The following is a 12,212-nucleotide window of genomic DNA, read 5'->3' as shown; positions in this document are numbered from 1 at the left end:
CAGGTTAGTGAGAGAAAAAACAGGTAAAGGCCTAGGTATAAATATCGATAATTTAAAGGCCTTGCATACAACCTATCCTGACCTAGTTGTTCCTATCAATTTGGATGTGACTGATATTAATAATGTTTTAGAGTGTCAGAAATTATGTGGTGATACAGACATTTTATTCAATAACGCTGGAGTTGAATGTGCCACACGTTTTACAGATGAAAAATCACTTCAAGCGGCTCAATTTGAAATGGCTGTTAATTATTTCGGCGTTCATAATTTATGTCATGCCTTTTGGGATGCCCTAAAATCACAACAATCCGCTTGTATCGTTAATATACTCTCTGTTGCAAGTTTTACTTTAATTTTGAAATTAGGAACCTATTGCGCATCAAAATCAGCTGCTCATTTTCTTACACAAGCCCTCAGAAAAGAAAGCGAAGGAACTAACTTAAAAATTTATGGTGTTTATCCAGGATATGTTGATACTCAAATGACAAAAAATATTGATGTAGAGAAAGCAACACCGCTGCAAATTGCTATGGAAACTTGTGATGGCATAGAAAGCGGCGTATTAGACATATTTCCAGACAAAATGGCAAAGGAGCAAGCAGCAACTATGAGCTATCAAAATCACATTTTTTCTGCTTTTGATAAATAGGGATTAATCTAAGCGTTCAGCTATACGCATGATTGAGCTTTTACAAACTTCTTTAGCTTGAGGCTTTCTCCCCACCAAGAAGGAGTATCTTCTTTCTAGCTATGTTGTTCCGAGGCACTATATTAAATTGGGATTTTTTAACGAAGCAATGGTGATACAGATGTTTCGAGCTCTCATTTACAACTTAGAGCGTTTCGCCAATTATAATCATGCTATTAACAGTTCAAGTGGTATTCGAGATATCCTCCTGCTTGTCTAATGGTATTGGCATATCCTTACTTATCCATGTAATTCACAACAGATTTTACGTAATCCACAACACATGTTGCGTCAAGTTTTGGTATAAAGCTCATTTTGAACCACAATTTTTATAGGTTTATTACAATGAGCATTAAGACTCTTGACTTAAAGGAAGCCGCTTTTTTTTGAAAATGACACCGAGCGCGCTCAGAAGGAAAGTTGCCAATGGCGAGGTGCCAGGAGCCAAGCCAGGAAAACGTTGGTGCTTTTGTGAAGATGATCTTGCCGAATACCTCCGATCCCTTTATGCTTCTCCTGCTAAAGTATCGTGGGGTGATCCTGATAGGAGAAACCTATGTCACTCTACAAACGAGACAATGTCTGGTGGATTAACATCTGCCACGAAGGAAAAAGAATACGAAAATCAACTGGGACTTCAAACAAAACAGCGGCACAAAGGCTGCACGATCATATAAAAGCTGATGCATGGAGGAAAGACTTCCTCCAAGAAAAGGCAGATCATATTTGGTTGGATGCTGTAATTCGCTGGTTAAATGAGTCTCAACATAAAAAAAGCCTTGATGATGATAAAGCGCATCTTCGGTGGCTGGATCCATTTTTAAGAAATAAAAAGATGCGAGAAATCACCAGAGGTATACTTGATAAAATCACATCTGTGAAGCTGAGTGAAGGTGTCAAGCCCTCAACAGTGAATCGGATGTTGGAAGTTGTCAGAGCTATACTCAGAAAGGCTGAACGTGAGTGGGAGTGGATAGATCGGGCGCCCATTATCCGCATGCTTAAAGAAGATAATCGACGCATAAGATGGATTACCAAGGAAGAGGCTCAAAAACTGATCCAAAATCTTCCATCGCACCTTGCAGATATGGCAGCTTTTGCCTTATCTACGGGGTTAAGGATGTCTAATATCACTGGGCTGCAATGGGGCGATATCGATTTAGTCAAACGGCATGCTTGGATACATCCCGATCAAGCAAAAGCTAAAAAGGCTATTCCAGTTCCATTGAACAGTGACGCAGTTGCAATCATACGCCGGCAATTAGGCAAACATAGTCAGTATATTTTTGTCTATAAGGGAAATCCAATTTCTGAATGCAATACTAAGGCCTGGAAGAAGGGCTTAAAGCGAGCAGGAATTGAAAGCTTTCGATGGCATGATTTGCGCCATACTTGGGCAAGTTGGCACGTGCAACACGGCACCAGCCTCCAAGAGCTTCAGCAGCTAGGAGGATGGGCTTCATTTGAAATGGTATTAAGGTATGCACACCTTAGTAGTGACCATCTAAAAGAAGCTTCCGAAAGAATAAGTGTCACGATTTTGTCACAGTCAGGAAATGAGGAGGTTCGGAATGTTGGCTAAGTCATTGATTATATGGCGCGCCCGGAGAGATTCGAACTCCCGACCACCTGGTTCGTAGCCAGGTACTCTATCCAACTGAGCTACGGGCGCATTTTTGGCGGAGAGAGAGGGATTCGAACCCTCGATGGAATTTTACTCCCATACTCCCTTAGCAGGGGAGCGCCTTCAGCCGCTCGGCCATCTCTCCAATGGCAGGAGATAATATCACTGACTTGATCAGTAATAAATACTCTACCTCAATTTATTAAATTTAGAAGTACACAATTCTTAAAGAAGGCTATTTCAGAAGTCAAAGATACAGACAATTAAGGAGGGTTCCTTAGAAGATAGCATATCTAATCCATTCAATAGATTATTCTGAATCCTTATCCTTGTCTTCAGTCTTTTCATTGGAGCCAGTATCAATTACTAATGGCTCGCTGTCATTGGGCGTTTGTTCTTGTTGGATTCGTCGATAAATCTCTTCACGATGGACGGATACTGTTTTAGGCGCATTAACCCCTAACCGCACCTGGTTGCCCTTCACTCCTAGTACGGTAATCGTAATATCATCTCCAATAATGATCGATTCTCCAATACGTCGTGTTAAAATAAGCATTACAAATTCTCCTATCAATTCCTTTATTTGCTTCTAGCTAGAAACAAATACGTCTCTATTTAGAATTTTAAACACACTATCACGAGTAGTATAGACAAAAAAACTTAAGACTTTCTTAAAGTTCCGACTAAAAGTCCCTTTTTCAAACAGATTAGTAAAAAAATTAACTAATTTTAAGTATGAACTGGGGCAAGAATTTTTAATTGACTATATTGTAGTCTAGATTTCAAAAATTTTTGCCAGGGAGGGCAGAATTTTAATTGCTATTGTCTAAAAACTTCACAAGTTCCTGCTTGGTATCAAGGTGTAAGCCAAAAGCTGAGTGCAAACACCTTGTCCCTGTTTCTAAGTGCTTTTCATTAACCACTACAGAAATTTTAATTTCTGAAGTTGAAATAAGCTGAATATTGATTCCCTCTTCTCCTAACGCTTTAAACATAGTGGTGGCAACGCCGGCGTGTGAGCGCATCCCAACCCCTACAATAGACAGTTTAGCGATTTTATCGTCACCAATAACACCCTTGGCCCCGAGCTTAAAGGAAACTTCTTTAAGTATTTCAAGCGCCGAAGAAAAATCATCTCGCTGAATCGTGAAGCTGAAGTCAATTGTTTGATCCGCTCCAGGGACATTTTGCACAATCATATCAACATCAATATTATTTTCGCTCACCGCTCCTAATATATATCTCGCAACACCGGGAGCATCTGGAATTCCGAGCATTGTTATCTTGGCTTGATTCCGATCAAAAGCTATTCCTGAAACAAGTGCTTGTTCCATAGTGGTATCCTCAAAAGTAATTAATGTCCCCGGTCCATCTTTGAACGTTGATAAAACCCGTACTGGAACATTATATTTACCAGCAAATTCTACGGCTCTAATTTGGAGCACCTTAGCTCCTAAACTAGCCAATTCTAACATTTCCTCAAATGTTACGATTGGCAATCGTCTTGCCTCAGGAACGATACGTGGGTCAGTTGTATAGACACCATCAACATCGGTAAAAATCTGGCACTCTTTCGCTTTAAAAGCAGCAGCAAGCGCTACCGCAGTGGTGTCAGAACCTCCACGACCCAGCGTGGTAATATTTCCCGAACTATCTACTCCCTGGAAACCAGCGACTACTGGGATTTTTCCCTGGGACAAATCTTTTTTAATACATTGGCCATTTATTTTGGTAATCCTAGCTTTTTTATGCGTACTGCAGGTTTCAATGCCCGCTTGCCAGCCGGTATAGGATCTCGCTTCAAATCCGCGCGCTTGTAGTGCTATGCACAACAATGCAATAGTAACTTGTTCCCCAGTCGAAACTAAAACATCATATTCACGGGGGTTCGGCCGCTCGTGTATGGCTTTAGCTAATTGGATTAGCCTATCAGTCTCCCCTGTCATAGCAGAGAGGACTACAATGACATCATGTCCCTCTTCTTTTGCAGTGATAACTTTTTCTGCGACCCCTTGAATTCGATCAAGGCTGCCAACGGAGGAGCCACCATATTTTTGTACAATTAAAGCCATAATATTTACATCGATTGTTCTTTAATAACTATAATCTCGCCTTGACCCAAGGTACGACCGAAGCAAGTGCTTTGTCTAAATTCTCTAGCTCCGCTCCTCCTCCTTGCGCCATATCAGGTCTTCCACCACCTTTACCACCGACTTGTTGTGCAACAAAATTCACTAATTCACCTGCATGGATTTTACTACTGCAAGTTTTAGTGACGCCTGCGTTTAATATGATTTTATCTTGATCTATAGAGGCCAGCATAATAACACCGTTCCCTAATTGATCTTTTAGATTATCCACAGCATCTCGCAAAATCTTTGAATCAGCACCTTCTAATGTGGTGGCCACTACTTTAACACCATCGACGTCAACAATATCAGAAAGAAGGTCTTTACTTCGAGTTAAAGCGAGTTGTTGCTTGAGCTTTTCTACCTCTTTTTCTAAAGATCGACTATGTTGCAGGGTTTGATCTAATTTCTCAACTATATTTTCACGCGGAATCTTTAAAATATCCGCAATTTTGTGCAGATCTGCATCAGATTTACACAACCATTCGAAGGCTTTTTCTGCCGTAAGCGCTTCTACTCTGCGGATTCCAGAAGCGACACCTGTTTCTGAAATGATCTTAAAAAGCCCAATTTCAGCAGTATTATTAACATGGGTCCCACCACATAGCTCCATAGAAAACTCACCTAAACTAAGGACTCTAACTTCTTTCCCATATTTTTCGCCAAATAACGCAACCGCGCCTTTTTTAACAGCCTCATCGGGGGTCATAAACTCAATATTTGCAGATAAATTAGCCGAAATTTGTCTATTAACCAATGATTCAATCGTATAAATCTGTTCAGAAGTGAGGGGTTCATAATGAGCAAAATCAAATCGCAAACGATCGGCAGCGACTAATGACCCTTTTTGAATGACGTGCTCGCCGATTATTCTTCTTAGCGCTGAATGTAATAAGTGCGTTGCGGTATGATTGACCATAATGGCTTTGCGTGATGAATCTACTTCCGCATTCACTTTCATGCCAACGCGTAAAGTGCCGGATTCAATCTGCCCGTGGTGCAAATAAACCAATCCTCTCTTTTTTGTGTCGACAACTTTGAATGAACCGCCTTCAAAATAGAGATATCCACAGTCTCCTACTTGACCACCTGCTTCGGCATAGAAAGGCGTTCTATTTAAAATAACGACGGTCTCTTGCCCTGTCTGTATTTCTTGTACCGCTTCATTGGCATTAAATAGCGCAGTGACCGTGGATTCGTCACTCAGCTGTTCATGGCCAGTAAATTCTGTTTCACCCTCCACCTGCAAATCTTGACCTGCTTCCATAGAAAACTTACTGGCGTCTTGAGACTTTTGTCTTTGCAGGGTCATTTCTTTTTCGAAACCTGGAAAATCGACAATGAGATTTTTCTCACGCGCAATGTCTCCAGTAAGATCTGGAGGGAAACCATAGGTATCATATAGTTTAAATACCACCTCTCCAGGTAAAATGTTATTGGGCAATTTTGCAATCTCTTGCTCTAATAATTTCAGCCCCAGTTCAAGCGTATTTGCGAATTGTTCTTCTTCGCGGTGCAGTACATGTTGTGTATGTTGCTCTGCTTTTTTCAACTCAGGATAAGCTTGACCCATTTCTGCGACTAACACGGGGACTAATTTATAAAAAAAAGGTTCTTGTATTCCTAATTTATTCCCATGACGAATTGCTCTTCGTATAATGCGACGTAAGACATAGCCACGACCTTCATTTGATGGCGTTACACCGTCAACAATTAAGAAAGCACAAGAACGAATATGATCTGCAATTACTCTAAGCGAGGTATTATCGGTATCCTTCCTGTGAGCAATTTTTGCGACTTCCGAAATAAGGTGTCTAAATGTATCAATGTCATAGTTGTTGTGGACATTCTGCATAATTGCCGCAACTCGTTCTAGGCCCATTCCCGTGTCTACAGCAGGTTTGGGTAGAGGCGTAAGTTTTCCACTTGCATCTCTATTAAATTGCATGAAAACAAGATTCCATATCTCAATGTATCGATCGCCATCTGCTTCGTGAGACCCCGGGGGACCTCCCGGTATTTCAGGACCATGATCATAAAAAATTTCCGTACATGGACCACAAGGACCCGTATCTCCCATCGACCAAAAATTATCGTTTTCGCCACAGCGTGAAAATCGATTAGGATCAACCTTTATGTCTTTAAGCCAAATATCGGCAGCTTCATCATCATTCACATACACCGTTACCCACAGTTTTTCAGGGGCTAGATTTAATTCTTTGGTGAGAAAATTCCATGCATAGGTTATCGCTTCTTTTTTGAAATAATCTCCAAAGCTAAAATTCCCCAGCATTTCAAAAAAAGTATGATGTCTTGCGGTATAACCCACATTTTCAAGATCATTGTGCTTGCCACCCGCGCGCACGCATCGCTGCGCACTTACCGCTGCCAAATAGGGAGGCGTTTTTTTCCCTAAAAAATAATCCTTAAATTGCACCATTCCGGCATTGGTAAATAATAAACTAGGATCTTCTTCGGGCACTAAAGCACTGCTTGCAACAACCTGATGTTTTAATTGCTGAAAATAATTTAAAAATTTATCTCGTAATTCATTACTATTCATATAGATCTCAATTTATATTACAAATCTTCCCGCTACCAAGTTTAACACGGGACAATTAGGCTAACAGTCGTGGTGGATAGTTGTTCACGGGACGACGGAATATCCTTATTTATTCAGGACTCAAAGCTTCTTTAATGAGGGTAAAACTAAAGCCTCTACTTTGAAAAAATCGAATGTGTTTTGATTGCTCTTTTAAACTTGAAGTTGCAGTAGATTTTTTTCCAAATTTTTTTAAATACAGCTGTTTAATGATTGTCTGCCATTCTTCGCTATATTTACCTATCTCTCGCTGAATTAAATGCTCGGTAATTTGCAATTTTATTAACTCATTAGAAATATGTAATGGGCCAAAGCCTTTTGCTACTCTTCTTCGAACATAAGATTCTGCAAAGCGCTCATCGTTTTGCAGATCTAATTCTATGAGAGCTTCTAGTACTTGGCTGATGATGGGTTCTTCAAAACCGCCTTTACGAAGTCTTTGTTTTAATTCATGGAACCCATAATCTCTGCGAGCTAGTAATCTTAAAGCAGACTCCTTCGCTTCAAAAAAATTTTTAAGCTTCAATATCTTCTTCAATTTGGGATGCAGCACTCACACTTCGTGTCTGAGGATTAATTAATTTGCCTCGAATTAATGTTTCAATTTCCTTCGTAATCTCTGGGTTTTCTTTTAAGAAATTACGCACATTATCTTTGCCTTGACCAATTCTTGTTCCGTTATAGCTATACCAAGCACCGGATTTTTCAACAAAACCATGTAGCGCACCCAGCTCAATAATTTCACCTTCTCGAGAAATACCTTCCCCATACATAATATCAAATTCAGTTTGCTTGAATGGGGGCGCTACTTTATTTTTCACCACTTTAACTCGTGTTTCACTTCCTAAAATTTCATCGCCTTTTTTGATTGCACCAATTCGACGAATATCGAGGCGAACAGACGCATAAAATTTTAATGCGTTACCGCCCGTTGTGGTTTCAGGGCTACCAAACATGACGCCTATTTTCATCCGGATTTGATTAATGAAGATAACCAATGTATTTGACCGTTTTATATTAGCGGTAAGTTTACGCAACGCTTGTGACATCAATCGTGCTTGTAAACCCATATGTTGATCACCCATTTCGCCTTCGATCTCAGCTTTTGGAGTTAAAGCGGCTACCGAGTCGATAACAATTACATCTATAGCACTAGAGCGCACTAACATGTCGGCAATTTCTAAGGCTTGTTCGCCAGTATCTGGTTGAGATACTAATAGTTCATCTACATTTACCCCGAGTTTTTCAGCATAAGAAGGATCTAGTGCATGCTCTGCGTCGATAAAAGCAGCGGAGCCTTTTCCCTTTTGGCATTCGGCAATGACTTGGAGAGTTAATGTGGTTTTACCAGAAGATTCAGGACCGTAAATTTCAACAATTCGACCTCTTGGTAAGCCACCGATGCCCAATGCAATATCTAACCCTAACGAACCCGTGGGGATGGCATCTTCACCTTCAATAGGTTTATCGCCAAGTCGCATTACCGCGCCTTTACCAAACTGCTTCTCGATTTGACTTAACGCAGCACCCAACGCCTTTTTTTTATTATCATCCATCACAAACCCCCAGGTAAATTTTAAAGATGCTTATTATTCCATAAATCATGGCCTTTGACATACAGTAGTCATAAAAAAAGTGGCTAAAATAAAGGTCAAGTCACGGAACAACGCGGGTGGACCTGGAACGACTAAAAATGGGTTTTAACCAAGGTTAAAAGTTCCTGCAACGAAAATAAGATAGCCTGGTTTCGTACTTGCTTACGCCCACCCGAAAATAGTTTTTCTTTACTGATTGTTCCAAATGCCGTTCCTGACCATCCAAACCAACAAGTGCCCACCGGTTTTCCCTCGCTATCACCCTCTGGCCCCGCAATTCCCGTAATAGAAAGGCTAATATTGGCATCACTGAATTGGATGGCGCCTTCGGCCATTTGACGAACAACCTCTCGGCTCACTGCGCCCCATTGCTCCAGAGCACTCTCCTTCACCCCTAACATTTGAATTTTTGATAAATTGCTATAAGTCACAAAACCTCTTTCAAACCAACCAGAGCTTCCAGGGATTGAAGTCACCTCGTAGGCGACGCCTCCCCCGGTACAAGATTCTGCCGTCACCAGCATCAAAGATTTCTGTGGAAAAATTTGCGCCAGCTCTGTTAAAACTGTCTCTACTTGCGATCCGCCATTCTGATTCATCTTCCCACCTTATTTTAAAACACCTGAAGCTGAGATAGTTTAAAAAAAACTAGAGTGATTGTAACCTCTTCGTTAAAATCCCTTGATGGACGTACAAAAAAAACAAATGACCAGCTCCCACACTCCCATGATGCAACAGTATTTACGCATTAAAGCGGAATATCCTGACACCTTGCTCTTTTACCGTATGGGAGATTTTTACGAACTCTTCTTTGAAGACGCTACTAAAGCAGCACGTCTTCTGGATATCACACTCACCGCACGAGGACAATCATCGGGTCAGCCCATACCCATGGCTGGCGTTCCTTATCATGCTGTCGAAAATTATTTAAGCAGGTTAATAAAGAGTGGGGAGTCCGTTGTCATTTGTGAGCAAGTGGGTGATCCAAATGCCTCAAAAGGTCCCATCGAAAGACAGGTAACACGTATTCTTACACCGGGAACCGTCAGCGACGATGCTTTACTTGAAGATAAAAAAGATAATTTGTTAGCAGCAATCCATAAGGACGCTCATCAATATGGCCTTGCGTATTTAGATGTGACGAGCGGGAGATTTTCGATCCAAGTCTTAAAAGGATATGAATCGCTGTTAAGCGAACTCGAAAGACTTAAACCTTCTGAAATTTTAGTAAATGACTCAAGCGAACTCCTGTCGAATTTAATATCACATAAAGGTTGTCGATCACGACCTGCGTGGGAATTTGACCTTACCATTTCTCGAAAGCTGTTATGCGAACAATTTGATACGCAAGATTTAGCGGGTTTTGGTATAAATCAGTTACACGACATCGCTTTATGCGCTGCAGGATGTCTTCTGCAATACGTTAGATATACTCAAAAACAAACGCTGCCTCATATTCAGGCATTAAAAATGGAAAGCCGAGAGGAAGCTGTCATTATTGATGCAGCCTCTCAGCGGAATCTTGAACTTACTGCGAATCTCAGGGGCGGACAGGAACATACCCTGCTCAGTATTTTCAATCAGACTAAAACAGCGATGGGGGCTCGACTATTAGTACGTTGGTTAACGCGCCCTATCCGAGATCATGAAGTACTCAAATTACGTCAGCAAGCAGTGGGCTATCTTTTAGATAATTATTTGTTCGAATCCGTGCAACAGCTCCTCACCCAAATGGGGGATATTGAACGGATTGTCGCAAGAATTGCACTTAAAACCGCCAGACCTCGAGATTTAGCGCAGTTACGCGACGCGCTACATTTATTACCACAAATTAAAGTCCTGATGAATACTAGCCTTGAGAATTCCTCTCCTCTTCTAAGTGGACTTCATGACCGAATACCTTGTTTCAAAAATCTCTATGACATCTTGTTGCGCGCAGTGGTGGAATGCCCTCCAGTTGTTCTAAGAGAAGGTGGCGTTATTGCTGCACTCTATGATTCAGAACTCGATGAACTTAGAAGTCTGAGCGAGGATTGTAGCCAATACCTGATCGACCTTGAAACAAGGGAAAAACAACGGACTGGCATTTCCACTCTCAAAGTAGGTTTTAATCGAATCCATGGATTTTATATTGAAATAAGTCGAGGCCAAGCCCATCAAGCTCCCCCCGAATATATCCGAAGACAAACCATAAAAAATGCAGAAAGATATATTACTCCTGAGTTGAAAGTTTTTGAGGAAAAAGTACTCAGTAGTCGAGGCAAGGCATTAGCACGTGAAAAATTGCTTTATGACGAACTAATAGACATTATCTTTCAAGAAATAAAACCCCTACAGGATACCGCTGAGGCAATAGCTCAAATTGATGTCTTATGTAATTTAGCTGAACGGGCATTAAACTTAAATCTAGCTTGTCCCACCCTTACCAACATTGCAGGCATAACAATCCATAAGGGTCGCCACCCGGTTATTGAGCAAGTAAATAAAGACCCCTTTATTCCCAACGATTTGTCTTTGAGTGATTCACAAAAAATGCTCATTATTACAGGGCCGAATATGGGGGGTAAATCGACCTATATGCGCCAGACCGCGTTAATCGTATTACTTGCCTACATAGGTAGCTACGTACCCGCTCAGGAGGCCATTATTGGACCCATTGATCGTATATTTACTCGAATTGGGGCAGCAGATGACTTGGCCAGTGGTAAATCAACTTTCATGGTTGAAATGACCGAAGCCGCAAATATTTTACATAATGCTACTGCTTCAAGTTTGGTATTACTCGATGAAATAGGCAGGGGCACTAGCACCTTCGACGGACTGTCTCTTGCCTGGTCCTCAGCCGCCTATCTAGTGGAAAAAATTAATGCTTTTACCTTATTTGCGACACACTATTTTGAACTCACTTCCTTACCGGAGATGTATCCCTCTATTCAAAATGTGCATCTAAATGCAATTGAACATGACGATAAAATTGTTTTTCTCCATCATGTTGCAGAAGGACCAGCAAGCCAAAGCTATGGCTTGCAAGTAGCAGAACTCGCAGGCGTTCCCAAACAGGTAATACATTTGGCTAGGCAAAAGTTGGCAGAATTAGAAAGGCAACCTTCTAACCACTCTGTCGCACCGCAACAATTGAAGTTATTTGAAAATAACAGCTCATTAATCATCCGAGATCGATTAAAAGCATTGAATCCTGATGACCTAACTGCAAAAGAGGCTCTTAATATACTCTACGAACTTAAAGAATATATTAAAGAATAAATCTTCTCGAAGTGGTTCTGCAGAGAAGTAGGATTGTTGCAGATTTTTAAGGGCCCTCACCCCAGCCCTCTCCCGCGAATGGGCTGATGAGATAGTCCTTTACGCGGGAGAGGGGGAAATGTATACAGGGGATTTTCGTAGCGCAGAGTTTGATAAAAAGTTCTTACCCTCTCCTACATAAAATTTTATCGTAAATTCTGACAATCATGCATCCGTATTTCCCCTCTCCCACGTACATCATTATCGTAAATTCTGGCAATCATGCATCCGTATTTCCCCTCTCCCACGTACATCATTATCGTAAATTCTG

The 12,212-nt window shown here is 41.1% G+C and carries 9 protein-coding genes and 2 tRNA genes; 3 read left to right on the top strand and 8 right to left on the bottom strand.

What is annotated here, in order from left to right; genetic code table 11:
* The first annotated feature begins 7 nt into the window (after positions 1-7).
* A complete protein-coding gene (locus H0U71_04760) occupies positions 8-649 on the top strand; it encodes an SDR family NAD(P)-dependent oxidoreductase (GenBank protein ID MBA2654363.1) in 642 nt (213 codons plus the stop codon).
* Between the two features lie 595 nt (positions 650-1,244).
* Positions 1,245-2,270 carry a site-specific integrase gene (locus tag H0U71_04755; protein ID MBA2654362.1) on the top strand — a complete coding sequence of 342 codons (1,026 nt, stop codon included), beginning with the start codon at positions 1,245-1,247 and terminating at the stop codon, positions 2,268-2,270.
* A 13-nt stretch (positions 2,271-2,283) separates the two neighbouring features.
* Here the strand turns inward: H0U71_04755 and H0U71_04750 are convergent.
* The 8 genes from H0U71_04750 to H0U71_04715 all read right to left on the bottom strand — a co-directional run bounded on the left by H0U71_04750 (position 2,284) and on the right by H0U71_04715 (position 9,237).
* Positions 2,284-2,360: transfer RNA gene (locus H0U71_04750), tRNA-Arg, on the bottom strand.
* Between the two features lie 5 nt (positions 2,361-2,365).
* Positions 2,366-2,457, bottom strand: a tRNA-Ser gene (locus H0U71_04745).
* A gap of 165 nt (positions 2,458-2,622) precedes the next feature.
* Positions 2,623-2,868 (bottom strand): carbon storage regulator CsrA, encoded by a 246-nt coding sequence (gene csrA, locus H0U71_04740; GenBank protein MBA2654361.1) that lies wholly within the window; start codon positions 2,866-2,868, stop codon positions 2,623-2,625.
* A 256-nt stretch (positions 2,869-3,124) separates the two neighbouring features.
* Positions 3,125-4,384, bottom strand: a complete 1,260-nt coding sequence (locus tag H0U71_04735; protein MBA2654360.1) for an aspartate kinase — start codon at positions 4,382-4,384, stop codon at positions 3,125-3,127.
* A 28-nt stretch (positions 4,385-4,412) separates the two neighbouring features.
* Positions 4,413-7,004, bottom strand: coding sequence for an alanine--tRNA ligase (gene alaS / locus H0U71_04730; GenBank protein MBA2654359.1), 2,592 nt, complete (start codon positions 7,002-7,004; stop codon positions 4,413-4,415).
* Between the two features lie 109 nt (positions 7,005-7,113).
* Positions 7,114-7,569 carry a regulatory protein RecX gene (locus H0U71_04725; protein MBA2654358.1) on the bottom strand — a complete coding sequence of 152 codons (456 nt, stop codon included), beginning with the start codon at positions 7,567-7,569 and terminating at the stop codon, positions 7,114-7,116.
* Complete coding sequence (gene recA / locus H0U71_04720; GenBank protein MBA2654357.1) at positions 7,559-8,599, bottom strand: recombinase RecA; 1,041 nt, start codon at positions 8,597-8,599, stop codon at positions 7,559-7,561. The genes H0U71_04725 and recA overlap by 11 nt, the downstream gene beginning before the upstream one ends.
* Positions 8,600-8,730: 131 nt before the next feature.
* Positions 8,731-9,237, bottom strand: a complete 507-nt coding sequence (locus H0U71_04715; GenBank protein ID MBA2654356.1) for a CinA family protein — start codon at positions 9,235-9,237, stop codon at positions 8,731-8,733.
* 127 nt (positions 9,238-9,364) lie between these two features.
* Between H0U71_04715 and mutS the strand changes: the two genes are divergently transcribed.
* The gene (mutS, locus tag H0U71_04710; GenBank protein MBA2654355.1) at positions 9,365-11,902 is read left to right on the top strand and encodes a DNA mismatch repair protein MutS; all 2,538 of its coding nucleotides are present in this window, start codon (positions 9,365-9,367) and stop codon (positions 11,900-11,902) included.
* The last annotated feature ends 310 nt before the right edge of the window (positions 11,903-12,212 follow it).

The organism is Gammaproteobacteria bacterium (assembly GCA_013697705.1).
GTDB lineage: Bacteria > Pseudomonadota > Gammaproteobacteria > UBA6002 > UBA6002 > UBA6002.
The sequence above is the reverse complement of the archived record's forward strand: the minus strand, read 5'-3'. Positions and strand labels throughout refer to the sequence as shown.

What these genes read in the sequence shown, in the direction of transcription:
- csrA (MBA2654361.1), bottom strand. Translation starts at nt 2,868, where the DNA reads ATGCTTATTTTAACACGACGTATTGGAGAATCGATCATTATTGGAGAT.
- recA (MBA2654357.1), bottom strand. Translation starts at nt 8,599, where the DNA reads ATGGATGATAATAAAAAAAAGGCGTTGGGTGCTGCGTTAAGTCAAATC.
- mutS (MBA2654355.1), top strand. Translation starts at nt 9,365, where the DNA reads ATGATGCAACAGTATTTACGCATTAAAGCGGAATATCCTGACACCTTG.
- alaS (MBA2654359.1), bottom strand. Translation starts at nt 7,004, where the DNA reads ATGAATAGTAATGAATTACGAGATAAATTTTTAAATTATTTTCAGCAA.
- H0U71_04735 (MBA2654360.1), bottom strand. Translation starts at nt 4,384, where the DNA reads ATGGCTTTAATTGTACAAAAATATGGTGGCTCCTCCGTTGGCAGCCTT.
- H0U71_04715 (MBA2654356.1), bottom strand. Translation starts at nt 9,237, where the DNA reads ATGAATCAGAATGGCGGATCGCAAGTAGAGACAGTTTTAACAGAGCTG.
- H0U71_04755 (MBA2654362.1), top strand. Translation starts at nt 1,245, where the DNA reads ATGTCACTCTACAAACGAGACAATGTCTGGTGGATTAACATCTGCCAC.